The sequence below is a fragment of the Salipiger sp. PrR003 genome (assembly GCF_010500785.1).
Classification (GTDB): Bacteria; Pseudomonadota; Alphaproteobacteria; order Rhodobacterales; family Rhodobacteraceae; genus Salipiger; species Salipiger pacificus_A.
The window spans coordinates 18,969-44,238 of sequence record NZ_JAAGOV010000038.1; the positions used below are offsets into that span (position 1 = coordinate 18,969).

The 25,270-nt window shown below is 63.8% G+C and carries 27 protein-coding genes; 14 read left to right on the forward strand and 13 right to left on the reverse strand.

From position 1 onward, the window contains the following. Nucleotides 1-33 precede the first annotated feature (33 nt). The gene (locus G0D83_RS12010; RefSeq protein WP_370457235.1) at nucleotides 34-273 is read left to right on the forward strand and encodes an EthD family reductase; all 240 of its coding nucleotides are present in this window, start codon (nucleotides 34-36) and stop codon (nucleotides 271-273) included. Between the two features lie 143 nt (nucleotides 274-416). Here G0D83_RS12010 and G0D83_RS12015 read toward each other — a convergent pair whose 3' ends face one another. After that, nucleotides 417-980, reverse strand: a complete 564-nt coding sequence (locus G0D83_RS12015; RefSeq protein WP_164193981.1) for an NADPH-dependent FMN reductase — start codon at nucleotides 978-980, stop codon at nucleotides 417-419. A gap of 253 nt (nucleotides 981-1,233) precedes the next feature. Here G0D83_RS12015 and G0D83_RS12020 point away from each other — a divergent pair, with 253 nt between their 5' ends. From G0D83_RS12020 to G0D83_RS12040, 5 genes are all read left to right on the forward strand, one after another. Continuing rightward, on the forward strand, nucleotides 1,234-2,499 hold the full coding sequence (locus G0D83_RS12020) for a Rieske 2Fe-2S domain-containing protein (protein WP_203595596.1): 1,266 nt from the start codon (nucleotides 1,234-1,236) through the stop codon (nucleotides 2,497-2,499). Next, nucleotides 2,496-2,981, forward strand: coding sequence for an aromatic-ring-hydroxylating dioxygenase subunit beta (locus G0D83_RS12025; protein WP_164193984.1), 486 nt, complete (start codon nucleotides 2,496-2,498; stop codon nucleotides 2,979-2,981). The genes G0D83_RS12020 and G0D83_RS12025 overlap by 4 nt, the downstream gene beginning before the upstream one ends. Beyond that, the gene (locus G0D83_RS12030; RefSeq protein WP_164193987.1) at nucleotides 2,981-3,952 is read left to right on the forward strand and encodes a PdxA family protein; all 972 of its coding nucleotides are present in this window, start codon (nucleotides 2,981-2,983) and stop codon (nucleotides 3,950-3,952) included. The genes G0D83_RS12025 and G0D83_RS12030 overlap by 1 nt, the downstream gene beginning before the upstream one ends. After that, complete coding sequence (locus G0D83_RS32750; protein WP_164193991.1) at nucleotides 3,949-4,953, forward strand: FAD-binding oxidoreductase; 1,005 nt, start codon at nucleotides 3,949-3,951, stop codon at nucleotides 4,951-4,953. Before G0D83_RS12030 ends, G0D83_RS32750 begins: the two co-directional genes overlap by 4 nt. 162 nt (nucleotides 4,954-5,115) lie before the next feature. Beyond that, entirely contained in the window at nucleotides 5,116-5,850 is a 735-nt protein-coding gene (locus G0D83_RS12040; protein WP_164193994.1) for an IclR family transcriptional regulator C-terminal domain-containing protein, read from the forward strand. 28 nt (nucleotides 5,851-5,878) lie between these two features. Here G0D83_RS12040 and G0D83_RS12045 read toward each other — a convergent pair whose 3' ends face one another. Further along, the gene (locus tag G0D83_RS12045; RefSeq protein WP_164193997.1) at nucleotides 5,879-6,196 is read right to left on the reverse strand and encodes a hypothetical protein; all 318 of its coding nucleotides are present in this window, start codon (nucleotides 6,194-6,196) and stop codon (nucleotides 5,879-5,881) included. A 62-nt stretch (nucleotides 6,197-6,258) separates the two neighbouring features. On the opposite strand from G0D83_RS12045, the gene G0D83_RS12050 reads away from it, so the two are divergent. Then, entirely contained in the window at nucleotides 6,259-7,002 is a 744-nt protein-coding gene (locus G0D83_RS12050; protein ID WP_164194000.1) for an SDR family NAD(P)-dependent oxidoreductase, read from the forward strand. A gap of 88 nt (nucleotides 7,003-7,090) precedes the next feature. Here the strand turns inward: G0D83_RS12050 and G0D83_RS31885 are convergent, their stop codons facing one another. Continuing rightward, on the reverse strand, nucleotides 7,091-7,831 hold the full coding sequence (locus G0D83_RS31885) for a hypothetical protein (RefSeq protein WP_203595597.1): 741 nt from the start codon (nucleotides 7,829-7,831) through the stop codon (nucleotides 7,091-7,093). A gap of 127 nt (nucleotides 7,832-7,958) precedes the next feature. Between G0D83_RS31885 and G0D83_RS31890 the strand changes: the two genes are divergently transcribed. The 3 genes from G0D83_RS31890 to G0D83_RS12065 all read left to right on the forward strand — a co-directional run bounded on the left by G0D83_RS31890 (nucleotide 7,959) and on the right by G0D83_RS12065 (nucleotide 11,714). Next, on the forward strand, nucleotides 7,959-8,486 hold the full coding sequence (locus G0D83_RS31890) for a hypothetical protein (RefSeq protein WP_203595598.1): 528 nt from the start codon (nucleotides 7,959-7,961) through the stop codon (nucleotides 8,484-8,486). Between the two features lie 189 nt (nucleotides 8,487-8,675). Then, on the forward strand, nucleotides 8,676-9,680 hold the full coding sequence (locus G0D83_RS12060) for a TAXI family TRAP transporter solute-binding subunit (RefSeq protein ID WP_164194003.1): 1,005 nt from the start codon (nucleotides 8,676-8,678) through the stop codon (nucleotides 9,678-9,680). Between the two features lie 120 nt (nucleotides 9,681-9,800). Then, nucleotides 9,801-11,714: a TRAP transporter fused permease subunit gene (locus G0D83_RS12065; RefSeq protein ID WP_164194006.1), complete on the forward strand. Its 1,914-nt coding sequence runs from the start codon at nucleotides 9,801-9,803 to the stop codon at nucleotides 11,712-11,714. A gap of 97 nt (nucleotides 11,715-11,811) precedes the next feature. Here G0D83_RS12065 and G0D83_RS12070 read toward each other — a convergent pair whose 3' ends face one another. Together G0D83_RS12070 and G0D83_RS12075 are read right to left on the reverse strand one after the other, a co-directional pair. Then, nucleotides 11,812-12,129, reverse strand: coding sequence for a hypothetical protein (locus G0D83_RS12070; RefSeq protein ID WP_164194009.1), 318 nt, complete (start codon nucleotides 12,127-12,129; stop codon nucleotides 11,812-11,814). Nucleotides 12,130-12,219: 90 nt separating this feature from the next. Next, nucleotides 12,220-12,423, reverse strand: coding sequence for a hypothetical protein (locus G0D83_RS12075; protein ID WP_164194014.1), 204 nt, complete (start codon nucleotides 12,421-12,423; stop codon nucleotides 12,220-12,222). Between the two features lie 148 nt (nucleotides 12,424-12,571). On the opposite strand from G0D83_RS12075, the gene G0D83_RS12080 reads away from it, so the two are divergent. The 3 genes from G0D83_RS12080 to G0D83_RS12090 are packed head-to-tail and all read left to right on the forward strand — an operon-like array spanning nucleotide 12,572 to nucleotide 13,953. Then, on the forward strand, nucleotides 12,572-13,504 hold the full coding sequence (locus G0D83_RS12080; protein ID WP_164194017.1) for an IS5 family transposase: 933 nt from the start codon (nucleotides 12,572-12,574) through the stop codon (nucleotides 13,502-13,504). Continuing rightward, nucleotides 13,505-13,816: a class II glutamine amidotransferase gene (locus G0D83_RS12085; protein ID WP_370457232.1), complete on the forward strand. Its 312-nt coding sequence runs from the start codon at nucleotides 13,505-13,507 to the stop codon at nucleotides 13,814-13,816. Continuing rightward, entirely contained in the window at nucleotides 13,813-13,953 is a 141-nt protein-coding gene (locus G0D83_RS12090; RefSeq protein ID WP_164194022.1) for a hypothetical protein, read from the forward strand. Before G0D83_RS12085 ends, G0D83_RS12090 begins: the two co-directional genes overlap by 4 nt. A 169-nt stretch (nucleotides 13,954-14,122) precedes the next feature. Here G0D83_RS12090 and G0D83_RS12095 read toward each other — a convergent pair whose 3' ends face one another. From G0D83_RS12095 to ftsH, 8 genes are all read right to left on the reverse strand, one after another. After that, a complete protein-coding gene (locus tag G0D83_RS12095; protein WP_164194025.1) occupies nucleotides 14,123-15,268 on the reverse strand; it encodes a cation:proton antiporter in 1,146 nt (381 codons plus the stop codon). A gap of 49 nt (nucleotides 15,269-15,317) precedes the next feature. Beyond that, nucleotides 15,318-15,593 carry a co-chaperone YbbN gene (locus G0D83_RS12100; protein WP_235958054.1) on the reverse strand — a complete coding sequence of 92 codons (276 nt, stop codon included), beginning with the start codon at nucleotides 15,591-15,593 and terminating at the stop codon, nucleotides 15,318-15,320. A 159-nt stretch (nucleotides 15,594-15,752) separates the two neighbouring features. Continuing rightward, a complete protein-coding gene (locus G0D83_RS12105) occupies nucleotides 15,753-16,331 on the reverse strand; it encodes an NADH dehydrogenase ubiquinone Fe-S protein 4 (protein WP_164194027.1) in 579 nt (192 codons plus the stop codon). A gap of 1 nt (nucleotide 16,332) precedes the next feature. Then, the gene (locus G0D83_RS12110; protein WP_078530852.1) at nucleotides 16,333-16,953 is read right to left on the reverse strand and encodes a hypothetical protein; all 621 of its coding nucleotides are present in this window, start codon (nucleotides 16,951-16,953) and stop codon (nucleotides 16,333-16,335) included. Between the two features lie 211 nt (nucleotides 16,954-17,164). Beyond that, nucleotides 17,165-17,812, reverse strand: coding sequence for an HdeD family acid-resistance protein (locus tag G0D83_RS12120; protein WP_164194031.1), 648 nt, complete (start codon nucleotides 17,810-17,812; stop codon nucleotides 17,165-17,167). Nucleotides 17,813-17,823: 11 nt separating this feature from the next. Continuing rightward, entirely contained in the window at nucleotides 17,824-18,981 is a 1,158-nt protein-coding gene (locus tag G0D83_RS12125; RefSeq protein WP_164194035.1) for a sigma-70 family RNA polymerase sigma factor, read from the reverse strand. A gap of 77 nt (nucleotides 18,982-19,058) precedes the next feature. Further along, nucleotides 19,059-21,968: an ATP-dependent Clp protease ATP-binding subunit gene (locus G0D83_RS12130; protein WP_164194038.1), complete on the reverse strand. Its 2,910-nt coding sequence runs from the start codon at nucleotides 21,966-21,968 to the stop codon at nucleotides 19,059-19,061. 70 nt (nucleotides 21,969-22,038) lie between these two features. Continuing rightward, nucleotides 22,039-23,871: an ATP-dependent zinc metalloprotease FtsH gene (gene ftsH / locus G0D83_RS12135; protein WP_164194043.1), complete on the reverse strand. Its 1,833-nt coding sequence runs from the start codon at nucleotides 23,869-23,871 to the stop codon at nucleotides 22,039-22,041. A gap of 197 nt (nucleotides 23,872-24,068) precedes the next feature. Between ftsH and G0D83_RS12140 the strand changes: the two genes are divergently transcribed. Further along, the gene (locus G0D83_RS12140; RefSeq protein ID WP_164194046.1) at nucleotides 24,069-25,004 is read left to right on the forward strand and encodes a zinc metalloprotease HtpX; all 936 of its coding nucleotides are present in this window, start codon (nucleotides 24,069-24,071) and stop codon (nucleotides 25,002-25,004) included. Nucleotides 25,005-25,270: the final 266 nt, after the last annotated feature.

Here is a 25,270-nt window from a genome sequence, read left to right on the forward strand (position 1 = left end):
GAAAGACGGCATTGAACGGGCATTCATGCGCCCATTGCGGCGAAACTGCCGGGGCTGGTCCATTACTCGATCTCCATTCTGGACGTGGCGCAGGCGCTGCGCTCGCCCGGCGGGCGCGAGGTGATCGGCTTTGCCACGCTTGGGTTTGCATCGGACGCGGATGTCGGGCCGGCGGTCGGTTCGCCCGAGGGCGCGGCGGCGGCGCGGGACCTGGAAATCTTTGCCGAGGAAGAGCTACGTTTCGAGGTGCAGGACACCGTATTGATCGACTGACGTGTTCGGACAGGTTTGGCGTGGCCGGGACGGTGCGTTTGGCACATCGCCGGCCCGCTTCTCATTTGCAATACGAATTATGATGCCATTATAGAATCACCCGGCGAGACGAGGGACCATCGCTGATCCGACATCGCCTTTGGTCAGGCGATCTCACCCGTCAGCCGGGCAAAGGCCCCTTCGGCCAGCTGTTTCTGGACGGCGGGCGACAGGCTTCCGTCCTGGCGGAAGATCCTTGAGGTCGAGCCGAGTTCGAATTTCTGCGAATAGACGTTTGCGCCAAGCTCCAGCAGGAACTGGTGCATGGCCGGGTGGCCGCGCAGCGCGCCCACGCCGCCCACCGGCGCGCCGCACAGGGTGATCAGCTTGCCCTGGAACAGGTTGCCCGCGCCGTCCACGTCATGGCCGATCCAGCCAGCGGCGTTGCGGAACACCGAGGAGAACGCGCCGGTATATTCATCGGAGCTCATGAAGATGGCGTCTGCCGCGGCCACGGCTTTGCGAAGCTTCGCTGCATCGTCCGGTACGGGACCGGGCTGACCCTCGATGAAAACCGGCAGCTCATATTCGGCAAGGTTCAGCGTGACCGCCGCGAAGGCATCCGCCATGTCGCGGTCCGCAAGGGCCGCTGCGGCGCCGACCATCCGCCAGTTGGACGAGCCGACCTGGCTGCTTCCCGACATGAAGAGGACTGTCTTTTTGGGCATTTTCCGCTCCTTAAGATGATTGAGGGCCCGTGACCGGCCCCTGAACGCCGCCCGCCGGCTCCGGCGGATATGTCACCTTCGCAAGGGGCTTGGTGCCTTGATTTTTCATCTGCTCCTCCCCCTGTTTCCTGCATCGGCATGGCCAGTCCCTGCTTGACACAAAATTCTCAGGATTGTAAATCAAAAATCGAATATCGGTTATAGTTCGGCATACGAACATTCGACAACTCGTTTATCGGGAGGGAGTAAACCCATGAACAATTTGGCGCCCCTTGGGGCGGATATGCCTGTTTGGGCGAAGGAAGATGAGGGTTTCCATGTCCCTTACTGGGTGTTCCAGCGCGAAGACGTTCTGGAGATGGAAAATGAGCGCCTGTTCCAGGGGGAAACCTGGAACTACATGTGTCTTGAAGCCGAACTTCAGTCGCCCGGCGATTTCGTCGCGGTCCATGTGGGGGAAACCCCGGTCATCGTGACCCGCGACAATGACGGCGAGATTTATGCGTTCGAGAACCGCTGCTCGCATCGCGGCTCGCTTCTGGCGCTGGAAGATCGCGGCAACGTCAAGGATTTCACCTGCGTCTATCATGCCTGGACCCACAGCCTGCAAGGTGACCTAGTCGGGATCGCCTTCAAGGACGGGATCGGCGGCAAAGGCGGGATGGAGAAGGATTTCTGCATGAACTCCGTTGGCCCTCGCAAGCTGCGCGTGGCCAATGTCGAAGGGCTGATCTTCGGCAGCTTCGACGAGGACGTGGACGATATCGAGGATTACCTGGGCGATGAGGTTCTTGGCCGTATCCGCCGCGTGCTGGAAGGCCGCAAGATGGTGGTTCTGGGCCGGTTCACGCAGGTGCTTCCCAACAACTGGAAGCTCTATGTTGAGAACACCAAGGATAGCTATCACGCCAGCATCCTGCACACCTTCTTCACGACCTTCGAGCTGAACCGGCTGTCGCAGAAGGGCGGAATCATTGTCAGCCCGAATGGCGGCTGCCATGTGAGCTATTCCGAGATCGACCAGGTCGCGGAAGCCGAGAAGGCGAAGAACACGATCTATTCGGACCAGAAGATCCGGTCGCAATCGGACCTGCAACTGGCCGACAAGTCGCTGCTGGCGAGCTTCAAGGAATTCGACGACGACATCACCCTGCAGATCCTCACGGTCTTTCCGGGCTTCGTCCTTCAACAGATCCAGAACTCGATCGCGGTGCGTCAGGTCCTGCCGAAAGGCACCGACGAGATGCATCTCAAATGGACCTATATCGGGTTCGAGGATGACACGACCGAACAGCGCCGCGCGCGTCTCAAACTGTCGAACCTGATCGGGCCGGGCGGGTATGTGTCTATGGAAGACGGCTGTATCGGCGGCTTCGTGCGCCGGGGCACCAAGGGCGCGTCGGACAACAAGGCCGTGCTCGAAATGGGCGGGCGCAGCATCGAAGGCGGCGACGACCGCATTACGGAAGCCTCGATCCGGGGGTTCTGGGCAGAATACAGAATGAGGATGGGCCTATGAACATTCACGTCCGGCAGGCCGAGGTTTCGGCCCTGATCAGCGCCGCGCAGGCCCGCTATGTCTGCGAGATCGACGATGGCGATTGCACTGCATGGCCCAACTTCTTCGTGGATGATTGCTTCTACACGATCACCAGCGCGGACAACTACGCGCAGAACCTTGAGGCGGGTCTTGTCTGGCTCGACAGCAAGGACATGCTGCGAGACCGTATCCTGTCGCTACTGGAGGCCAACGTCTATGAGCGCCACTCCTACCGGCACATGATCGGGCAGCCATTCGTGGGCGAGCTGGAAGGCGACGAAGTGGATTCGGAAACTTCGTTTATGGTGGCCCGGATCACCCGCGAGGGGCCGACCGATCTTTTTGCCACCGGGCGCTATATCGACCGGTACCGGATCGTCGGTGACGAGGCCAAGATCGTGTCGCGCACTGTGGTGCTGGACAGCAACCAGATCGACACGCTGCTTGGTTTCCCGCTGTAATGACGGCGCAAAAGGAAAGAGTGCTGATCACCGTTGGCGATGCCAACGGGATCGGCCCGGAAGTCGCGGCCAAGGCCGCTATCGCGCTGGCCGACGATCCGACGCTGCGCCCGGTGGTCGTGGGCGACCGGCATCTGGTGGAGCCGGTCGTAACGGCGGCGGGCTTCACGCTTGAGCCGTCCATGGACAAATGGGGCGCGCCAGGCCACGTCGATCTTCATGAGGTGGGCGCGCTTAACGCGGCCGATGTGACGCCCGGCACACCCACCGCCGCCAGCGGGCGGGCGACGGTCGCCTATATCGAGCGCGCGGTGACGCTGGTCAAGGACGGCACCGGCCGCGCCATCGTGGCCTGCCCACATTCGGAAACGGCGGTCAATGCCAGCGGGCGGACATTTTCGGGCTATCCCAACCTTCTGTCCGAGCTTCTGGGCACCGGCGAGGATTCGGTTTTCCTGATGCTGATCGGCGGCGGGCTTCGGGTCGTGCATGTGACGCTGCATGAAGGCATTCACACCGCGCTCGACCGGCTGACGCCGGAACTGATCGAACGCGCCACGCTGGCCGCGCATCAGGCGCTCAGCGGTCTGGGAATCGACGCCCCGCGCATCGGGCTGTTCGGGATCAACCCCCATGCGGGCGAGGGCGGGCTTTTCGGGGATGAAGACGACCGCATCGTCACCCCCGCCATCGAACGGCTGCGCGCGCAGGGGATCGACGCGCACGGGCCGGAAGGCGCCGACGTGATGCTGGTGCGCGAAGGCTATGACGCCTTTGTCGCCATGTATCACGATCAGGGCCATATCCCGGTCAAGCTGCTGGCCGGGCGCAGGTCGGCGGCGATGTCGATCGGCTCCGGGCTCGTCTTTTCCAGCGTCGGGCACGGTGCGGCGTTCGATATTGCGGGTAAAGGTCAGGCGTCCAGCGATGCGGCGGTCGCCGCGATCAGGCTTCTCGGAGGTATTCAGTGAGTTTTCGTATAACCGTCACCGATCATGACGATATCGGCTTCGACTGCGAAGAGGACGAAACCGTCCTCGACGCGGCTGACCGTGCGGGCTATGCCATTCCCTATTCGTGCCGCAAAGGCGTGTGCTCGTCCTGCGAAGGCAGTATTGCGGCGGGCGAAGCGATGGTGCGCGGGCAGGGGGTTCAGGCCGGTCCCGCCGAGGGCGTGAAGCTGTGCCAGGCCCGTCCGCTGACCGATCTTCAGATCACGCCGACCCGGATCCAGAAGGTCGAGCCGGTGGAGCGCAAGACGCTGGAGGCGAAGGTGCGCAAGATCACCCGCCCGGCGCCGGACGTGGCCGTGATCCAATTCCGCCTGCCGATCGGGCAACGCGCGCCGTTCCGCGCCGGTCAATACCTGCGGGTGGTGATGGAGGACGGCGACAGCCGCAACTACTCCATGGCGAACCCGCCGCAGAAAAACGACGGGATCGAGCTGCATATCCGGCATGTGCCGGGCGGCAAGTTTTCGGAGCAGGTGCTGAGCAAGCTGGACAAGGGCAAGTTACTGACCGTCGAGCTGCCTTATGGCGAGTTCTACTTGTCGGAAAATGACGATATGAACGCGGTTCTGCTGGCCACTGGCACCGGGTTTGCCCCGATGAAATCGCTGATCGAGAACCAGATCGCGCTGGGGGCCGAGCGACCGCTGAAGCTTTATTGGGGTGTCAATACCGAGGCCGATCTTTACATGGCCGATGTGGCCGCCCGCTGGGCTGCGGCGTATCCGTGGATCAGCTTCACGCCGGTCATCTCGTCGCCTTCGGACGGCTGGAACGGGCGCACCGGTTTCGTTCACCGTGCGGTGCTTGAGGACATTCCCGACATGAGCAATGTCGAGGTCTATGCCTGCGGTGCGCCGGTGATGATCGACGCGGCGCGCTTGGAATTCGAGGTCGAGGCCGGGCTGGCCAAAGATCGCTTTTTCAGCGATGCCTTCGTGGCGTCGGGCGACGAGGAATAAGTCTGCTGTCGGGCCCGTCCCGCTTTCTGGACTTATTCCGGTCCCCGTGGCATGGTGCGGCCTCGCCGGGGAACTCAAGCGCCGGAGAAGGGTGGAGCTCGGATGACAGGGTCAACGGAAAAAGACGGGGCCACAGCGACGAAATCGCGCGCGCCCGAGGGGATGGCGGGGCTTGCCAAGGGCCTCGCCATCATCGAATTGTTCGGGGAAGAACACCCGGCTGTCACCGTTTCGTCCGCCGCTGATGAGACCGGCATTTCGCGGGCCAGCGCACGGCGGTGCCTGCTGACCCTGACCGATCTGGGTTATCTGACCAAGAACGGCCCGCGTTTCATGCCGACCCCGCGCATGTTGCGGCTTGGTCGGTCCTATACCGGCGCGATTCCGCTGCCTCAGATTGCCCAGCATCAGCTTGACGCGGCGCGCGAGGAGCTGGGGGAATCCGTGTCGCTGTCGATCCTGGAAGATGGCCGGTCAACCTTTGTCGCGCGGGCCGAGGCGGCGCGGCTGGTCTCCACCGCGATCCGCCTGGGCACCCGGCTGCCCGCCTATGCGGCGGCGACGGGGCGTATCCTGCTGTCGGCCTATGACGACGAGTCGCTGGATGCCTATCTCGACGCGGCGAAGCCGGCGGCCATGACCAAGCATACGGTTACGGACAAGGCGAAGCTGAAAGAGATCATCCGCGCCGCCGGCCGTGACAAGGTGGCCTTCACCGACGAAGAGCTGGAACTGGGCATGGTCAGCATGGCCATTCCGGTCTTCGACCCGGACGGCAAACTGGTCGCCTCGATGAGCGTGAGCGCGGCGCGGCCGCGCGTCAACGTCAAGGACATGCGCGAGCACATGCTGCCCATCCTGCGCATCTATGCCGAGGCGCTGTCGCGGTCCCTTTGAAGGAAGTAGGCGGGCAAGGCTGCGCGCGTCAGGTCAGCATCATGGTGGTGGTCTGAAGGTTCTTCGCCAGAAGCGTCAGCTTTGGCCCGATCTCGTTGCGGAGCCGTTCGCTCGTGGCGACGGGGCCCGCGCAGCTCAGGGTGAAGATCCGGCCGCTCGTCTTGGCGATCACGGGGGTCGCGACCGCGCGGAGTGCGGGATGGAAAACCTGTTCGGCCAGGACGAACCCCAAATTCTGGTAGTCCAGCCGGGCCTGCTTGATGCTCTTTTCCCGCGTCGGCCATTCATCCCCGGCCAGGCTGCGGAGATGCGGGGGCATCAGTTCGAGCCGCTCTTCCTCGATCATAACGAGTGAGCTAATGGGATGAACTGCCTTCCCACAAGACCCTGCTACCATGGCGGGTGGCTATGACCCCCGGCCAGGCCGACATCCCGGGCGTGTCCTTCTGCGGCCGCCTCGTGGTTGTCACCGGTAGCGCGCGCGGACAGGTCGCGCTTCAAGGCCGGCATCTCGCGGCGCTAGGCGCGCAGGTGATCGTCGCCGACATCTTTGAAGACGAGGGCCGCGTCCTCGCCGGTGAGATCGGCGCGCAATTCGTGCGCCTCGACGTGACCTCGGAAGCCGACTGGGAGGCGTTGCAGGCGCAATGCGGCGACCGGCCCCTGCACGGCCTGGTGAACAATGCCGGGCTCTACCGGCCCGAAACCATCCCCAACACCACGCCCGAGGATTTTGACCTCCAATACAAGGTCAACCAGTTCAGCACCTATCTCGACGTGAAGTTCGCCGAAGCGGCGATGGGCCCCGAAGGCGGGTCGATAGTGAACATCTCGTCGCTGGCCGGGCTGCGTGCCAGCAAGGGCATCGCCCATGTCGGCACCAAGTGGGCCGTGCGCGGCATGACCAAGACCGCCGCGCGCGAACTGGGCCCGCGGGGGATCCGCGTCAACTCGGTCGATCCGGGCATCATTCTCACCCCGATGCTGGACGCCTGGAGTGACGAGGACCTGAAGACCCGCACCGCGCAGGTCCCGCTTGGTCGCACTGGATTGCCCGAAGATGTGGTCCATACGTTGCTGTTTTTGCTGTCGGATTTCAGCCGCTACATCTCGGGGGCCGAAATCGCGATTGATGGCGGGTTGTCTGTCTAGACAATAGCGGAAAAGATAGAGCCGCCGCACCGTCGATCACACCGGGCGGTGCGTAGCGGTCGGTTCACCGGAATGAGGTAAGAGCATATCATGCCGGATCCAGCCAGCCCCGGCCGCCTGTCCACGATCGCATCGGCCGCATTGCTGGGCGGGGACGGTTTTCACCCTCGCGGACCTGTTCAGCAACAATCACCTGTTCCCCGGAATCGCGATCACGCTGATCGTGTGCCACATCCTGATGCGCTGGCGTCGTGTGCGCACGAACGCCAAGGTCCTGCTCCTGCTCGCCGCGCTGTCGGGGGCGCTGCTGGTCCTGACCGGGGGCGATCCGGGCAACCTTACCCTTGCAGCAAGCCGCGCGCTCTACCTTCCCGCCCTGCTGGCCGTCATGGCGATCCCGCGGCTGGCCGCGATGCGCTCGAACATCGTCAGCACCGCCGCCCATTTCGTGGTGGACCAGCCCCCATCGCGGCGGTTCGCCCTGCTGGCCAGTGACAGTCATATCTTCGGCATCCTGCTCAATCTCGGCGGCCTGCAGCTCCTGCTCGGGATCGCGCTGGCCGAACGTGACCGCGCCGCGCCCAGCCCCGACATCGCCGAAGTGCAGGGGCGGCGAATCGCCAATGCGGTCCTGCGCGGCTTTGCCGCCACGATCCTGTGGACGCCGGTCGGGCTGGCCATCAACATTCTCATCCCGCTGATGCCGAAATTGGGATATGTGTCCTACCTGCCCTACGGCCTTGGCCTGATGGTGGTCTTCTTCGCTCTCGGCTGGGTGTTCGACCGGCTGGAGCGCCGTCCGCGCCGCAACTTCACCCCGTCGCCCCACAAGGGCGCAGCCCTCGCTATGGCCGCGCTGCGCGGGTTACTCCTTGCGATCACCGGGCTGTCGGCACTGGCCGAGGCGGTGGTCGGCATTCCGATGCGGGCCGCGATTCCTGATCGTCATTCCCGCCATGGCGGTGATCTGGGTGCTGCTGACCGAGGGTCGCTCCTTCTCGGGCAATCTCAAATCCCTTGCCCGCGACGGGTTTCGCACCCTTCCCGATTCAACCAGCGAAATCTGCCTGATCGGCGCCAGCGCCTTCCTCGGACTGACCGTGGTGGAAATGCTGCCCGCCGAAAAGCTCGGCATGCTGATCGAACATGTTTCGATCGGGCCGGGCGTCATCGCCTGCATCATCATCCTGCTGATGACACTGGTAAGCCAGCTAGGCCTCTCACCCATGATCGGCGCGCTGCTGTGCTCCGGCGCCATCATCTCGTCCGGGATCGACATGCCGGAACTGATGCTGATGCTGGCTTTGATGTGCGGCTGGTCCGGCTCGATGCTGCTGTCCCCCTTCGCGTCCACCCTTGCCATCGCCACGGGGATGATCGGCAAGTCCCCCCGCGACGTGGGCCTGCGGTGGAACGGGCCATTCATCCTGACCTATTACGTGATCGTCATGACCGCCCTGCTGATCGCGGGCGCGATGCTCTGACCTGCCGCAGGGGCAGCCTCTCATTCGTTTTTAGATTGCAACCGGGAACGTCAGCCCGAATTGACTCCAAATCGGGCTACCTCTAAGTTGATGCGGTATTCGGCAATTGTTCGAATACCGGGCTACGCAGCCAGGCCCGCTCCGAAGGGCGGGAAAAGAACCACAGTGGGTAGGGAGGATGTTGCCCCAATGATATTCCAGAAACTGACCGCCGCAGCGCTCGGCGTTGCCATGCTTGTGGGCGCCGCGCCCAAATCCGCCGAGGCCGATATCCTCGTGATGGGCGGCAACCCGGAAGGAAGCCTGTTCTACGCGCAGTCCCAGGCCATCGCCTCGGTCATTGGCCAACATACCGGCGACCGCGTTGACGTGCTGCCGCAATCCCCGACGGTCTTCTTCCCGATGTTCGTCTCCAACGAAGCCGATCTCGGCCTTTCGAGCCCGCTCGAAGCCAACTTCGCCTTTCGCGCCGTCGGTTCCTATGAAGGGGTGAATGGCGGCGAAGGGTATCCGATCTCCACGATCATGCTCGGCTCGCCAATCCGCCTGTCGCTCGTGGTGCGCGGCAGCTCGAACATCCAGAGCATGGCCGATCTGAAAGGCAAGCGCGTCGTGTCGAACTACGGCGCCTTCGCCGGGTCGTCGATCACCGCCGAAGCCGCGCTCGCCAATGCCGGTCTGACCGATGACGACATCGAAGTGGTCAGCGTCTCCAGCTATCCCGAAGGCGTGACCGCCGTGATCGAGGGCCGCGCCGACGCCGCCGTCGGCTCCATCGGCAGCGGTATCCTTCAGCAGCTCAACGCCGCCGAAGGCGCGCGCATCCTGTCGATCGACCCCTCGCCCGAAGCGATGGCCCGTTCGCAGGAAATCGGCAGCGCCTTCGTTCCGATCGAAGTGCCCGCGGGCATCGTCGGTGTCGACAGCGACATCCACGCGCTCAGCTATGCGACCACGCTCTACGGCCGCAGCGATCTGGCCGACGAAAAGGTCACCGCGATCCTCGAGACGCTGTGGGAGCATTCCGAAGAGCTGAAGGCCATTCACCCGTCGCTCGCGACCTGGACGCCGGATCGCTTTGCCGAGACCGCCGTCGTGGTTCCGTTCCACCCGGCCGCCATTGAATTCTTCAAATCCAAGGGCGTGTGGACCGACGAGCTCGAAGCCCGTCAGGCTGAGATTTCGGCGAAATAACCCATGATGCGCCGGGCCACGTCCCGGCGCGACACAGGAACGGACCGCTCCGGCCCAGTGAAGGCGGCCGGGGCGATCCTCCCTGTAAGAGCCAACACGCCAACCGGAGGCCAGACACCCGTGCAAGAAAACAACAGGGTTCTGAAACGCCCGTATCGCTACGTCTACGAGGTCCTTGCGATCATCCTGCCCACCGCGGCACTGATCTATTCGCTTCAGCTGCTGCCGCGCTTCGGCATCATCATATACAAGGAACAATATCTGACGCTGTTCATCGCGATCTGCGTCGCGATCTCGTTCCTGGTCAAACCCTTCTCCAAGTCCCAGGTCCGCGAAACGCCGCCCTGGTATGACATAATCGGGGCCGTGCTGGCGCTGAACGTCGGGGGGTACATCTTTCTGAATTACGACGAAATCGTCCGCAGCCTTGGCCTCATCACCACCGACAAGGTGATCGTCAGCGTAATCGGTATCGTCCTGCTTCTCGAAGTGGCGCGCCGCCATGTCGGCTGGACCATGGTTAGCGTCGGCCTTCTGGCGCTCGGATACGCCTATTTCGGTCACTACCTGTCGGGCATGTTCGAAACCCGCGTGATCCGCTGGGACCGGCTCGTCACCTATAACTATCTCGGAACCGGGGCGATCTTCGGCACGCCGGTCTATGTCGCGGCCACCATCGTCACCAGTTTCGTGGTTTTCGGACAGGTGCTGTTCATGGTCGGCGGCGGCGATGCGATCTCTGACTTCGCCTTCGCCCTGATGGGCCGCCGCAAGGGCGGACCGGCCAAGGTCGCGATCATGTCCAGCGCGCTCTTCGGCTCGCTCTCGGGCAGCGCCTCGGCCAACGTGGCCACCACCGGGATGCTTACCATCCCGATGATGCGCAAGGTCGGATATTCGCCCGAACGGGCCGGCGCGGTCGAGGCGGTCGCCTCCACCGGCGGCCTCGTCCTGCCCCCGGTCATGGCCGCCACCGGCTTTCTCATGGCCGAGTTCCTGGCCGTTCCCTATGCCACCGTGGCCATCGCAGCGGCGGTACCGGCGCTCCTGTTCTACTTCTGCGTCTACCTTCAGGTTCACCTCGAGGCGGTGAAAGCCAGCATGGAAGGCGCCGACGCGACCGAGCTTCCGGACCTGCGCGATGCGGGCCGCCGGATGATCCCCGTGGCGGTGCCCTTCGCGATCCTGCTCTGGACGCTCTTTGGCTGGAACTGGAATCCGGCGGCCTCGGCCTTCGCGGCCAGCTTCGCTACGATCCTGATGTCGCTGGTCCTCCCCAGTATGCGCCGCCCGGCGCGTGCCTATGTCCGCACCTTCGTGGAAGCGGGCGAAGCCACGGTGTTCATCGCGATCATGTGCGCCATTGCCGGGATCGTCGTGGGCTGTCTCGGCCTGACCGGCCTTGGGTCGAGCCTGTCGCAGAACCTTATCGCGGCCTCGGGTGGCAGTATCTGGCTGCTCCTGATTTTCTCGGCCATCGGCTGCATCATCCTAGGGATGGGGGTGCCGGTGACGGCGACCTATATCATCCTCGTGATCCTGATCGGCCCGGCCTTCGAGCAGCTCGGCATCAACAAGATGGGCGCGCATATGTTCATCTTCTACTTCGGCACGCTGTCCTTCCTGACGCCGCCGGTCTGCCTGTCGGTCTTCGTGGCCTCGTCGATTGCGCGCTCCGCTCCGATGAAAACGGCGCTCGAGGCCCTGAAGCTCGCGGTGGTGGCCTATATCATTCCCTTCGCCTTCGTCCTGAACCCGGCCTTCCTTCTGGAAGGAACCCTGGTCGAGATCGGCGCGGCCATCATCGGCGGCGTGGCTTCGGTCTTCCTGATCTCGGCCGGGCTCGTCGGGTATCTGGCGCGGCGCGTGTCGGTAGTGATGCGGCTGGTCCTGATCGCGATCGGGGTGGCCAGCTTCTTCCTGACCGGCCTACACCCGGCCCTCGCGCTGCTGCCGCTCGCGGCCGTTGTCATGCTCTATGGGCAACAGAAGCTGATGGGGGGCAGCGCGGGCGGCGCAGTGGTCGGCAGCTAACCCCGTAAACCGGTATCCCGCCCCGGTGGGTTCGCTCAGCGGCGCCCCTCGCAGCAAGTCGGGCGCCGCTTTTGCGTGGTGCCCGCGCGCCCCGGCGTCAGGGCGTTGCAAGGATCGCCTCCAGCGTCTCCTCGGGTTCGGTCAGAATCGACAGATGACTGCCCGCGATCGTCACGATCCGCGCTACTCGCGCCTCCATCACCGGCACGAAGCGCGTCATCGGCGACGCGATGCCCCATTTGGTGCACAGGATATAGGTCTGCGGCACCGACCCGATATCGGGCGAGACCCGAACCGGCTCGAAAAAGGTGCGCCAGGGCTGCCCGCCGATCCGCGGCGTCACGAAATCCTGCATCGCCGGATCGGTGACACCGAAGGCCGCCAGCGGGACCGGCGCAAGGGGGACGGTCGGCATCCCTGTCCAGCTCGTAGGGCCGCCGCTTGTCGGCCTCCATGCAATCGACCAGGGCCATACCGTTCTCGGGCACGAAGGCGTCTTAATAGATCAGCGACCGGATCTTGCCGGGGATACGGGCCTGAACGTGCTCAGATCGGCGCCGCCCGCCATCAGGTGCCGCCGCTCCCCCAGCCCGGTCAGGGTGGGGGTGGTGACGACATGCCCCAGCGCTCGCAGCTGGGCCGCAAAGTCGCACCAGACCCATCCACCGTACCACGCGCCGGGAACCAGGACGAAGCAGCGCTTAGACATCGGCAAATCCTTTCGGTTCGGACGGCACTAGCGGACCATACACCGGCGCTTCTGCGCGTGCGCCGACCCGGCAGGCGACCGGCGCGGCCTTGTTGCGCAAATGCGGCGGGGGATTCACTGCGCGAATCCAGCATGATAGCTGGCGGCCATGAGAAGACCGGCGAAAACCCCGTACAAGACCACCAACTGGCATAGCTACAATCAAGCGCTGAGGCAGCGCGGATCGCTGACCGTCTGGTTCGATCCCTCGATGCAATGGGAAGCGGCGCCTTCCGGGCGTCGCGGCCGCCAGCAGGCATACAGCGACGCGGCGATCCAGGCCTGTCTTACCATCAAGGTCTTGCTCGGCCTGCCACTCCGGCAAACGACTGGTTTCGTGGCGAGCCTACTGGAGCTGTCCGGACTCGGATGGGCCGTGCCGGACTTCAGCACCCTGTCCCGGCGGCAGAAGACCTTGGACGTGACCATCCCATATCGCGGCTCCAAGGGGGCGATTCACCTGCTCGTCGATAGCACCGGCATCAAGGTGGAAGGTGAAGGCGAGTGGCACGCGCGCAAGCATGGCGGCTCCAAGCGGCGCGTAAGGCGCAAGATCCACCTCGGAATTGATGAGGAAACGCTGGAGATCCGGGCGGTCGAGGTCACCTCAAGCAATGTCGGCGACGCCCCGATGTTGCCGAACCTTCTCGCCCAGATTTCGGCGAACGAGGACATCGCCACTGTCACGGCTGACGGTGCCTACGACACCCGCGCCTGCCACGATGCCATTGCGGCCCGTGGTGCAGCAGCGATCATTCCACCCCGTCGAAACGCCCGGCCTTGGAAGCCGGACACGGCAGGAGCTCGCGCACGCAACGAGATCCTGCGAGCATCGAAGCACCTGGGCCGGGCCCTCTGGCGGAACTGGAGCGGGTACCACCGGCGCAGCAGGGTCGAGACAAAAATGAACTGCGTGACGCTGCTCGGCCAGCGGCTGATGTCCCGGGAATTCGACCGTCAGGTGGCGGAGGTCCAGATCCGGGTGGCGGTCCTCAACTGCTTCACGGCACTCGGCATCCCGATGATCGTGGCCGCAGGATAGGTGTGCCCGGGGAAAGGGGGATTGCGCTCGCCAGCTGATTTATCCAACAGCGCCTCGTCGGGGGCGACGTTCCGCCCGGTCGGTTCCTGCCCGTGGGCGAGACCGATTGCGAATCGTGCGTTTTGCCTCCTTCTGGACCAGCTCGAGGTCCCCAGGCGCGCCGCCGAAGGGGCCACGCCGCCGTTGGCCGAGAGGCTCGGTCTCGTGGCGGGTTTCGCGGCCGAGCTGCGCCGCCTCGGGCCGGCCAACTTCCTCTATGCCGATGGCGATCACTTCGCCCATGCCCACCCGCGCCGGACGGAGCCGGCATGACGCTCACCGGCGCGGCACAGGAGGTCTGCCTGCTCGCCAGCGTGCCGCGGAGCGACGAGCCTTGGCAGCCGTTGGACGAGGGCGAAGTGATCGCCGTGGTCCAGGGCAAGATCGCGGCGCGGCATCCGCGGGTCTGATCCGGGCGCGCACGTCTATCCTTTCGGGATCGGTGCGCCGAGCGGTTCCGGAATACGGACGCCCAAAAAGGTCGAGGGTAGAAAAAGGTATCGGCCGCCGCAGAAGGTCCTGGCCTTGCCGCCCGACTGTAACCGCTCCAGCTGCCGAGATCATCTGTGGACGGAAAACTCAGGCGTTCAGTCCCGACCGCCTGATCATGAGACTTCCGACCACAATGCTCGCACCAACCGCGAGTAGGATAGGGCCGGCGAATTCCTCCGCAACAATGCCCGACGCCGAGGAAACCGATAGCAGCATCAGGCTGAATTCTCCTCCGTGGGCCAGGATGATTCCGGTGCGCAATGAGGTCTGAAACGACTCGCCGAATAGTCGGGCGACGACCATAACAATCAGCGTCTTGCCCACGAGAAGAATGACAAGCCAGATCAGCACGACAGGCCATGCAGAAGGAATGATCCAAAGTGGCAATTGTGTTCCGATGCCGATAAAGAAAATCCCGACAAACAAATCGCGGAAGGGTCTAATCTCGTTCTCGACCGCATGCCGCGCGTCGCCCTCGCCGATAATCATGCCGGCCGCAAATGCGGCGAGTGCCGGAGAAAGGCCGGCGGTGGCCGCGACAATCGCAGAGCCTAGTGCAATGGTAAGCGCGAGGAGTTGGGCAAGTTCCGGATCGCCACGCGACGCTACCCAACGGGCAAGTATCTGCACCGGGCCACGGGCAATGAACAGAGCTGCAACCATTGCCGTTGCACCGGCGGCGACCGTTATCACGGCATACCCTTCGGCGGCCCCGCTCATTGCATCGTGAAGAAGCAGAAATGCGACGGCTGCCAAATCCTGAAACAGAAGCACTGCAATGGCGAGGCGCCCTTGGGCCGATCCTAGAGCGTTCACGCTTGCGAGCACCTTGAGGCACATGGCCGTGGACGACATGGCAACGGCCCCGCCGACAAGGATCGCGGCGACGGGCGCGAGGCCGAATGCCAGACTTCCCACGACCGCAGCGAGTATTGTCGTGATCGCGACCTGCGCGCCGCCGACACCGAAAACGTGATGCCTGAGCGTCACAAGCTTCTCGAACGAGAATTCGAGGCCGAGCGCGAACAGCAAGAGTATCACGCCAATCTCGCCGATGTTGGTGAGGGCGGTGCTCTGAGCAAGCAGGCCGAAACCGGCCGGCCCAATCAACAGACCGGTCAGGATGTATCCCACGATGCTGGGCACGCCGACCCGTGAGCACGTCGTGACGAACACGAATGCCACACCGACCAGCAGGGCCGCACTTTCGAGAAATCCGGTCACGCTGTGCATTTGACTTATCCAAATCGCATGGCGCAGGGAAGGCCAGGAGCCAAAATCATCAGAGCCACGATTGCGCCCATTGCGCAATCTGGGCGGCAGACATCGCGCCGCTGTGGCGCGCGATTTCCTTGCCGCCTTTGAAGAGGATAATGGTGGGAATGCCGCGGAGCTCGTAGCGGCCGGCGATCTGCTGTTCGGCTTCCGTATCGAGCTTGCCCAGGCGGACACGGGGTTCGAGCGAGCGCGCCGCCGCTTCGAATTGGGGCGCCATCATCTTGCATGGCCCGCACCACTCGGCCAGAAATCGACGAGGATTGCGCGGCGAGACCGACAAGACCCCAGTCCTCCAGGACATGGGCATGAAGCTGATACTGGTGTGTGGCGCTGATCTCCATCCTGAGCGCTTTGTTCAGGTTCTCAATTGTCTTGGTGTTAGACATTTCGTCTCTCCTCGGTTGGGGTGTGGCAAAGTCTCAACTCTTAAGGCGGGGCGTCACGTCTTGCGCCGCCCCGCCGCGACGGTCACGCCCGTCCAGGCCGGCGGATCAGAAGCGGGGAAGGATTCGAGATCGGCCTCAAGCACCGGATCGAGCGGGCGATCATCGGTCCCGGACAGATCCCGCGGGCCATCTTGATCGACCGTCCTTCGCAGGCGGTGGTCCGAATGCCCCTGACCCGTCCCGGAGGAGACCCGAAAGGCCCCCGGCGCATCGGCCCCCTTGTAGAGTCGGTGCCTTTCCTGCCCCCGCCAGGGGTTGGGCGCGGTGCGGTGCGGGGCGTCCTCGCGCACGACATAATGCCAGTCCTGCCGCTCTGCGAAGTCCACGGCGCTATCGCGGTCGGGGAATTTCAGCCGGATCGGGCGATAGGGATCGTCGCTGGAGGGTCCCATCAGCGGGTCGATCTGCGGCGGCCGGGACGGCTCGAACTCCAGGACCCAGTAGTTGGGCCGAGGCGCTGATGTCATCGCGGAACGGGCAGGACGGTAGATGATTGCCGTTGGCACGTCCCAGGATGGCAGATCGGTTCCGGGAATTTTCGGCGGGAATGGTGGACGATTATGGCCGCGCATATCAGTTCTCCCGGGTGTCGGTGGATACGAGAAGGTGACGTTCGAGATCGTCGAGTTTTTCCATTCGCCTCGAATTCAGGCGAACGGCGCGTTCGGTGTTCTGCGAAGGAAAGGCAGCAGCGTGAAGGACGTCCGACCGCATCGCTATCGTGAGATCGGCGACGGCATTCATCACGCCCTCTCCGTCCCCGTCCGAGAGCGTGCCGTCAGCAAAACCGGACTGCAAGCTCTCCAGTACCTGCTCGAAGCTGGACACGACCCCTGCACTCGCGACCACAGCCAGCTTGTGGCTGAGAACACGCAGTTCATCGATCAGCTTCGCATCGTGCCTTGCGGTTTCCACGATCTCTGCGACCTTCTCGATACAGGCCATGTAAATGTCGCATTGCTGCTGGAGGATGATGACCCTTCCTTCCTTGCGAAGCTCGAGATCGGTCTGGCGATTGAGAAGCGCCGCGGTCAGAATGATCGTCACGACAGCGCCGAGGAAGATGAGCGTCATCTCCTGCGCGAAAGGCAGTATGTCTTCGGCAAGATACATCGAACGAAAAACGAAAAGGATTCCGATGCCCAAGGCAGCGGCAGCACCAGCAAATGCCAAGTCAGGCAGGCGGTTCGACATCAGCACCTCGCATTTTCGGTGTCAGGTGGCATGCACGGCTTTGCATCCGCGTCCGGCGCCTCTGCGTCCCGGTGCCGCAGGAAGATTGGCGTCGGACCGCTGCCGAACGGATTGAAGCCGGTGCTCCGGCAACGGTCGAAGATCGTTTCGTCCCATCGGGTGAAATCGTGCTCCTCGCCGGCAAGTCGCCCGTCATGCACCACAGGGCACCTCACGCCTTTGCCGATGGGGGAGCGTCATCGAAGGCCGCACCGTCCGAACGATCCGCCTTGCGAAGCCGTAACCCGAGGAGGATCATCATCACCCCGAAGAACGCGGCGTAGAAGCCGATCAGCCAGCCGAGCGCGAGGAAGCTTTCGACCGGGCGCGTCAGCAGCATCCAGGTCACGACGACACCAAGAACGACCGAGAGAAGGCCGCTTAGGATCAGCCAGATTTCGCCGTCGATTTCCTTTCGCAGGCGGATCGCTGCCGCGATCTCGAGGGCACCCGAGAACACGGACCAGAAGGCGATGATGGCCCAGAGGAATGTCGCAAGCACAAGCGTCGCGACAAAAGGCGAGACAACCACGACGACGCCCGTGGCGATGCCCAGAATGCCGCTGAACATCAGCCAGCCCCAGCGTTCGCCCTTGCGGATGTTACGTATCGCGGCGACGAGGCCGAACACGCCGTCGGCAAAGGCGAACGCGCCGAAGACCAGCGTGAGCGCCAGAAGCGATTCCGCAGGCATGACGAAGGCTAGCACTGCGATGATCAATGCGAGCACGCCGCGTAACACGAATGTCCACCAATTCCGGGACAGGCTGCACAGCATGTCCTGCATCTTGTCGGTCGGGTTTTCAGAGGCTGTGGTCATTGGTCGATCACCTATTCAGTTCCATGTAAGGTATCGGAGCCGGCCTCCTCGCCGGTTAGGGCGGCGGCCAAGCGGCGGCGATCCTCGATCGGCTGAGGCAGACGCTGCGTGTGAGCGATTTCCCGTTGGACGGGCGCGCGGCCTGATGGTTCTCTGACCAACCCGGCTTCGGCAAGCCTCGCGCGTAGTGTCGCGCCCGCATTTTCTGCAATCTCCGCGACCTCTGTCTCGGTCAGGCCGAAAAGGTCTGCCGTCTCCGCGATCGTAGCGTTGTCGAGGTGGAGCCGATAGAGAACGCGGCGTTCGACCGACGGAAGATCGGCGATTGCCCGGTGCAGCACCATGGCGATCTTATGCCGATCCGCTTGGCTCTCGGGGTCTGTGCCGCCGTCGTCGGCGATGAGGTCCTCCAGCATCAGCACTTCGTCGGGCTGGTAGAACTCGAACATCGCCTGATCCGCCTCTGTCGGATCCTCCGCCGGGGCCTCGGGTTCCGCCTCGATGGAGGCGGCATCCTCAGGCACGGCGCGGCGGGAGGCGCGGGATTCTTCCTCGATGGTCTGAAAAGCCAGCCGTTTCAGCCAGTCGCCGACGGAAAACTCCGAAGGCCGATCCTCGAAGCGGGCCAGCCCCTTGAGGATCGTCGCATCGACGATATCGCGAACGCTCAGGTAGCCAGCCGGCACAGGCCCGCTACACTCGAGATAGGTCAACTCGCGCCTGACGGTATCGTAGACCGTATCGAGATGATCCTCGATCAGGTCAAAGAAGAGCTGGCGCCGGTCCGCTTCCGCCGCATCCCGCGCGGGCGGCAGCGGGGCGCCGATCCGGCGCCGGCGGGCGGGGCGCTTGTATTCAGGCTCGTGCTTGAGGCGCGCCACATGCCGATCGACCTGGTGGCGCAGGTCGGCAAAGGTCTTGCGCAGGACAGGCTCGATCTCGAATCCCTCTTCCCGCGCCACGATCACGCCCGACGGCAGTTGCAGGCGCAGGCTGACTTTGATGCGCTTCTTGCCCCTCGCCTGCGAGGCAACGACTTCGAGCCGGACCAGATCCTCGCGAAAGCGCGCAAGGTGCGGTTCAAGTTGCCGCACCTCTTCCTCGATGACCTCAGGCGCGCGCTGTTGGCCGTGCCGGTCGAGATTGCGGAATGATCTAATGACGTTCATGCCGTGGACCTTCCTATAACTCTCCGAAGAGATGGTCCGGCGCGACCGATATCGCGCCGGGCCAGTCTTTTGCGCTGTCACTCGGCGGACTTGTCGTCCTTGGACTGGACCTCATCCCCAACGCTGGGCTTCGGAACGTCCGTCTTGTTTTCGGAAACTTCGCTGGACTCGCCGATCCCGGCTTGGGCCGGATCGTCCGGGCTGTCGTCACCGGTGTCCTTTACGATCTTTTCGAACACGACCCTCTGTTCGTCCTCCGACCAGGCGACGCGGACCTTGTCACCATCCTCGATCCGCCCGGAGAGCATCTCGCGGGCCAACTCGGTCTCCAGCTCCGACCGGATCAGCCGGCGCAGCTCGCGGGCACCGAATTCGGGGCGGAAGCCGACGGCGCCAAAATGATCGAGCACGCTGGTGTCGAATTCGAGCTCGATGCCCTGTGTCGCCGCGGTGCGTTTCACCCGGTTCAACTGCAATTCGACGATCTGGCGGATCTCCGACTGGTTCAGCGAATGGAAGACGATGATCTCGTCGATCCGGTTGATGAATTCCGGCCGGAAGTGGCCGCGCAGCACGTCCATCAGCTCGGACTTCTGCTTTGCCTCGTCGAACTCCTTCGTGCCGCGTTTCTTGAGGTTGCGCTGTATGATGTCCGAACCGAGGTTCGAGGTGGCGATGATGATCGTGTTGGTGAAGTCCACCACGCGGCCCTTGCCGTCGGTCAGACGCCCGTCGTCGAACACCTGAAGCAGGATGTTGTAGACGTCCGGGTGCGCCTTCTCGATCTCGTCGAGCAGCACCACCGAATAGGGCCGGCGGCGGACCTTTTCGGTCAGCTGCCCCCCTTCATCATAGCCGACATAGCCCGGAGGCGCGCCGACCAGCCGTGCCACGGCGTGACGCTCGCCATATTCCGACATGTCGATCCTGAGTAGCGCATCCTGATCGCCGAAGATCACCTCGGCCAGCGTCTTGGCCAGTTCCGTCTTGCCGACGCCGGTCGGCCCGAGGAAGAGGAAGGTCGCAGTCGGACCGGAGCCTTCGCGCAGACCCGCGCGCGCGAGACGTACCGCATCGGCCACGGCGTGGATGGCTTCTTCCTGGCCGATGACGCGCTCGTGCAGCTTGTCTTCGAGCTTGAGAAGCTTGTCCTTCTCCTCGGTGGTCAGTTCAGTGACCGGAACCCCGGTGATCTTCGAGACGATCTGCGCGACGTGGTCGGCGCGCACCTCGGCGGTCGCCGAGGCCTGATCGCGTTTCCAGACCTCCAGCAGCTCGTCGAGCTCCGTCTGCCTGGCCTCCAGTTCCTTCTTCAGCTCGGCCGCCCGGTCGAACTGCTTGCGCGCGGCGGCATAGTCCTGTTCGCGCCTGATCTGCGCGACCTCGGCTTCGAGCTCCTGCACGTCCACGGGCCGCGCAGTGGCCGAGATCTTCACCCGCGCCGCGGCCTGGTCGATCAGGTCGATCGCCTTGTCGGGCATGAAGCGACCGGTGATATAACGATCCGATAGCTCCGCGGCGGCGATGATCGCCTCGTCGGTGATTGTTACCTTGTGGTGGCTCTCAAGCGTGTCGCGCAGCCCGCGCAGGATCATGATCGTCTGCGCGACCGTGGGCTCGTCCACATAGACCGGCTGGAAGCGGCGTTCGAGTGCGGCGTCCTTCTCGATGTATTTCTGGTATTCGTTGAGCGTCGTCGCGCCGATCAGGTTCAACTCGCCGCGCGCCAGCGCCGGCTTGAATGTGTTGGCGATGTCAAGTCCGCCCTCGCCGCCGCCCTGGCCGGCGCCGACGATGGTGTGGATCTCGTCGATGAAGAGAATGAGGCTGTCCTTCTCCTCGGTGATCTCCTTGAGGATCTTCTGCACGCGCTCCTCGAACTCGCCGCGATACTTGGACCCTGCGACCATCGAGTTTATGTTCAGTTCAACCAGCCGCTTGTCGCGCAGGGCCTCGGGCACCTCGCCGGCCACGATCCGCTGGGCGAGCCCCTCGATGATGGCGGTCTTGCCGACGCCAGGCTCGCCGATCAGCACGGGGTTGTTCTTCTTGCGCCGCGCAAGAACTTCGATCGTCGTCTCGATCTCGCGGGCGCGACCGATCACCGGGTCGAGCTTGCCCTCGCGCGCGACCTTGGTGAGGTCGCGGCTGAACTGGTCGAGATCGGGGGTGTTCGACGGAGTCTCGACGCGGCCTTCCTCGGCACCCTTGCCGACCACCTTCGTCACCTGCTGGCGCAGCGCCTGCGGCGTAAGCCCCAGCTTGCGCAGCATCGCCGCCGCGAGGCCTTCGCCCTCTTCGGCGAGCCCTATCAGCAGATGTTCCGGCCCGACATAGGAATGGCCAAGTTCGTTCGAGGCGATGAAGGCGCGGTTCAGCGCGTCCTTGAGACGCGGGCTGACACCGATCTCGCCCTCGGTCTTGCCCTCGCCGTGTTTGGCCTCTTTCTCGATTTGGCGGGCAAGATCATCCGCATCGACCTTGAACTGCTCTAGGATCGTGCGCACGACATCCGACGTTGTCAGCGCCAGCAGCAGATGTTCAGTATCGACCTCGTTGCGTCCGAAATCGCCGGCCTTCTGCGACGCAGCCTGCAACAGCTTGTTGCCCTGTTCGCTCAAGCGGTCGGCGATCGTCCGCCCGCCGCCGCCCCGGCGTGCTCCGCGGCGCGTCGCTTCGCCGCCGAAGGTCGCGTCCACCACATCGTCATCCCCGACGTCGCCAGCGGTATCCGTCGCGCCCACAGAGCGGCCCCGCATCGGGCTGTCCCCGAAGAGGCTGCCAAAGCCGCTGTCGCCAAAGAAGTCGTCGAACAGCGAAGACCGCCCGAACAGCGATTCGAGCGGCGAGGCGCTCCGGCCCGACCGGCGCACCATCTCGCGGTAATGCTGGTCGCAAAGCTCCATGTCCTGCGTCTTGCCGTTGATCGAGGCCCGCACGCGCGCCGTCGCCGGGCGGTCGCAGATATCGCATTTTCCGTTCGCCATTTTTTGGGCTCCCTCAAGTTGAAATTGTCACGACTACACATTGAAATGCGTGACGCGGATATGACGTGGATCAAACCGCCTTGTCCCGGGCCGGTTGGACCTTGCCCTGAACCTTCGCAAGGTCGGTCTCGTCCAGCGTCTCCTTCTCCAGCAGTCGCTGCGCGGTCTCGTCCAGCAGGGCGCGGTTCGCCGTCAGCAACGCCACCGTGCGCTCGAAGACCCCATCGACGATGTCGCGCACCTTCGCGTCCATCCGCTCGGCAGTGGCGTCGCTGTAGCGCCGGTTGAGCCAGGACGACTGATCGCCGGTGCCGAGAAAGCCGGGCCGCTCGCTGTCGTAACTCACATGGCCCAGATCGGGGTCCATCCCGTAGCGCGCCACCATCGCGCGGGCGATATCGGTGGCCTTCACCAGATCGTCCGCGGCCCCGGTCGAGAGATGGTCATAGATCACCTTTTCGGCCGCACGCCCGCCCAGCAGCACGGCAATCTTGTTCTCCAGCTCCTCGCGGGTCATCAGGAAACGGTCCTCGGTCGGGCGCTGGATCGTATAGCCGAGCGCACCGATCCCGCGCGGGATGATTGAGACCTTGTGCACCGGATCGACCCCCGGCAGCGCCATCGCGACCAGCGCATGCCCCATTTCGTGATGCGCCACGATTTCCCGCTCGCGCGCGTTCAGAACACGATTGCGCTTTTCCAGCCCGGCGACGATACGCTCTACCGCGTTGTTGAAGTCTTCCATGGTCACCGCATCGGCCTTTCGGCGGGTTGCCAATAGCGCCGCCTCATTGACCAGATTTGCCAGGTCCGCTCCGGAAAAGCCCGGGGTCAGCGCGGCGACCTTCTCGGCATCCACGTCCGGTGCGAGCGTCACCTTCTTCATGTGTACCCCGAGGATCTGGATGCGGCCCTTCTTGTCAGGCTTGTCCACCAGCACCTGCCGGTCGAAGCGCCCCGCGCGCAGGAGCGCGGGGTCGAGGATCTCGGGCCGGTTGGTGGCCGCCAGTAGCACGATGCCTGCCGACGGGTCGAACCCGTCGAGCTCGGTCAGAAGCTGGTTCAGCGTCTGCTCGCGCTCGTCGTGACCACCGGCGACCTGCCCGGCCGCGCGGGCGCGCCCGAGCGCGTCGAGCTCGTCGATGAAGATGATCGCCGGGGCGGATTTCCGGGCCTGTTCGAACAGGTCGCGCACCCGCGCGGCGCCCACGCCCACGAACATCTCGACGAATTCCGACCCCGAGATCGAGAAGAAGGTCACGCCCGCCTCACCCGCCACGGCGCGCGCGAGCAGCGTCTTGCCGGTGCCCGGCGGCCCGACCAGCAGGATGCCCTTGGGGATGCGCGCACCGAGCTTGCCGTAGTCGGCCGGGTTCCTGAGAAACTGCACCACCTCTTCCAGCTCGGCCTTGGCCTCATCCACGCCGGCGACATCAGCGAAGCTGACGCCAGTTTCCTTTTCCATATAGACCTTGGCCTTCGACTTGCCGACCTGCATGAAGCCGCCGAAACCCTGCCTGTCGGCGAACTTGCGAAACAGCAGCATCCAGATGCCGAAGAAGACGAGCGCCGGCGCCACCCAGGAAATCAGCGTGCCGAGGAACGTATTCTGTGGCACGCCGGTGATCTCGACCCCCTTCTTATCGATCAGTTGCAGGATTGAGGGATCGACGATGGTGGTCACGAAGTCGCTCTTGCCGTCCACTGGAACCGTAAACTGGCCCGAGATCGTGTCGCGCCCCACGGTGACCGATTCGATCTTCCCGTCCGCGAGATAGGTCTGGAACTGGCTGAAGTTGATCGGCGCAACGGATCGCCAGGTCGCGATCACGTTCTGGAGGAATAGCACGGCGATGAAAGCCACCACCCAATACCAGATATTGTATGCGGTCTTCTTTTCCATCTATCACCTCTTAGGTCCCAACCCGCAATTCTTAGGTCCCAACCTGCGATTAGATTAATTTCGTGTCGGCGCAATTCCAGACCAAAGTCGCGCCCCACCTCATTCTCATTTTTTTGGCGGGATCATTCCAGGGGTCGAAACCGACCGGCCCTTCGGCTATCTACGGGCGACTGACCCCGATGAAAGGCCCGGCCGAGATGACGTTCAATCCCCGCCACCGGTTCATCAACCTTGCCCAGTCTGTCCTGCTGCTGGCGGGAATGGGCGCCATCGGCTGGGTCGCCCTCAATGCCATCGTCGGCCCCGATCTGGCGCTGGCCATCGTTCTGGGCTCGCTGGGTGGGCTCCTGCTGGCGCCGGGGATGTCGAAACAGATCCTGATCGGCGCCTATCGCGCCCGCCGCCTGACCGGGCGCGACTTTCCCGAGGGGCTGGCGATCTTGGGCGAGCTGGCGCGCCGGGCGGGGCTGCCGCGGGTACCGGAACTTTACTACATCCCCAGCGAATTGCCGAACGCCTTCGCCATCGGCAAGCCGGAAGACAGTGTGGTCTGCATCAGCGACGGGCTCTTGCGGCTGCTCGATCGCCGCGAACTAGCCGGCGTGCTGGCCCATGAGGTCGCCCATGTCGCCCATCGCGACCTGTGGATCATGGGGCTGGCCGATGCGTTGTCACGGGCGGTGTCGCTGGCATCCTGGTTCGGCCAGGTTATCCTGCTTGTGAACCTGCCGCTGATCCTCATGGGTGCGGCCTATGTGCCCTGGGAGGTGCCGCTTCTCCTGATCTTCTCGCCCACAATCATGGCGCTGCTGCAGCTTGCCCTATCGCGGACGCGGGAATATGAGGCCGATCTGGGCGGTGCGCTGCTGAGCGGCGATCCGGAGGGGCTAGCCTCGGCGCTTCTCAAGCTCGAACGCAGCGCGGGGCGGTTGTGGGAAGAGATGTTCCTGCCAGGCCGCCGCATCCCGGTGCCCTCGCTTTTGCGCACCCATCCGCCGACCGAGGAGCGGGTGCAGCGGCTGCGCGCGCTGGCGGGGCCGCTTCGGCCGACGCACCCCGAGGCGCCGTTGCGCCTGCCGCAGGTCGGCCGGATCGCGCCGCCGCGCTTCGGGCCCTGGGGTGTCTGGCGCTGAGCGAAAATTTCGTCGTGCCTCTCTTGAAACGAGCGTGACACATTCCTTGATTACAATCGAGACGCCCAATTGGGGTTTCAAGGACACGCAGAAAGGTTCGGCTGCAAGAGCGGACCACCGATGGCTCGCCAGTTCGGGAGTTTATCGGATACGCGACGACACTCGAACGCCGATCGTTCGGCGGACCTTTCAACCTGTCCGGCTCCTCGGGCGCCCTGGCTGACACGAGACCTTTCGTGTCATTGATTGGCAATGAAGGAGGCGAG

Coding starts and splice junctions, on each gene's coding strand:
- G0D83_RS12110 (WP_078530852.1), bottom strand. CDS start 16,953: ATGTCGAACCGCCTGCCTGACTTGGCATTTGCTGGTGCTGCCGCTGCC.
- G0D83_RS12025 (WP_164193984.1), top strand. CDS start 2,496: ATGAACATTCACGTCCGGCAGGCCGAGGTTTCGGCCCTGATCAGCGCC.
- G0D83_RS12070 (WP_164194009.1), bottom strand. CDS start 12,129: ATGCCGACCGTCCCCCTTGCGCCGGTCCCGCTGGCGGCCTTCGGTGTC.
- G0D83_RS12075 (WP_164194014.1), bottom strand. CDS start 12,423: ATGTCTAAGCGCTGCTTCGTCCTGGTTCCCGGCGCGTGGTACGGTGGA.
- ftsH (WP_164194043.1), bottom strand. CDS start 23,871: ATGGAAAAGAAGACCGCATACAATATCTGGTATTGGGTGGTGGCTTTC.
- G0D83_RS12050 (WP_164194000.1), top strand. CDS start 6,259: ATGACCCCCGGCCAGGCCGACATCCCGGGCGTGTCCTTCTGCGGCCGC.
- G0D83_RS12130 (WP_164194038.1), bottom strand. CDS start 21,968: ATGGCGAACGGAAAATGCGATATCTGCGACCGCCCGGCGACGGCGCGC.
- G0D83_RS12105 (WP_164194027.1), bottom strand. CDS start 16,331: ATGCGCGGCCATAATCGTCCACCATTCCCGCCGAAAATTCCCGGAACC.
- G0D83_RS31890 (WP_203595598.1), top strand. CDS start 7,959: ATGGCGGTGATCTGGGTGCTGCTGACCGAGGGTCGCTCCTTCTCGGGC.
- G0D83_RS12015 (WP_164193981.1), bottom strand. CDS start 980: ATGCCCAAAAAGACAGTCCTCTTCATGTCGGGAAGCAGCCAGGTCGGC.
- G0D83_RS12090 (WP_164194022.1), top strand. CDS start 13,813: ATGACGCTCACCGGCGCGGCACAGGAGGTCTGCCTGCTCGCCAGCGTG.
- G0D83_RS12030 (WP_164193987.1), top strand. CDS start 2,981: ATGACGGCGCAAAAGGAAAGAGTGCTGATCACCGTTGGCGATGCCAAC.
- G0D83_RS12060 (WP_164194003.1), top strand. CDS start 8,676: ATGATATTCCAGAAACTGACCGCCGCAGCGCTCGGCGTTGCCATGCTT.
- G0D83_RS12040 (WP_164193994.1), top strand. CDS start 5,116: ATGGCGGGGCTTGCCAAGGGCCTCGCCATCATCGAATTGTTCGGGGAA.
- G0D83_RS12125 (WP_164194035.1), bottom strand. CDS start 18,981: ATGAACGTCATTAGATCATTCCGCAATCTCGACCGGCACGGCCAACAG.
- G0D83_RS12080 (WP_164194017.1), top strand. CDS start 12,572: ATGAGAAGACCGGCGAAAACCCCGTACAAGACCACCAACTGGCATAGC.
- G0D83_RS12120 (WP_164194031.1), bottom strand. CDS start 17,812: ATGACCACAGCCTCTGAAAACCCGACCGACAAGATGCAGGACATGCTG.
- G0D83_RS12140 (WP_164194046.1), top strand. CDS start 24,069: ATGACGTTCAATCCCCGCCACCGGTTCATCAACCTTGCCCAGTCTGTC.
- G0D83_RS12020 (WP_203595596.1), top strand. CDS start 1,234: ATGAACAATTTGGCGCCCCTTGGGGCGGATATGCCTGTTTGGGCGAAG.
- G0D83_RS12095 (WP_164194025.1), bottom strand. CDS start 15,268: ATGCACAGCGTGACCGGATTTCTCGAAAGTGCGGCCCTGCTGGTCGGT.
- G0D83_RS12045 (WP_164193997.1), bottom strand. CDS start 6,196: ATGATCGAGGAAGAGCGGCTCGAACTGATGCCCCCGCATCTCCGCAGC.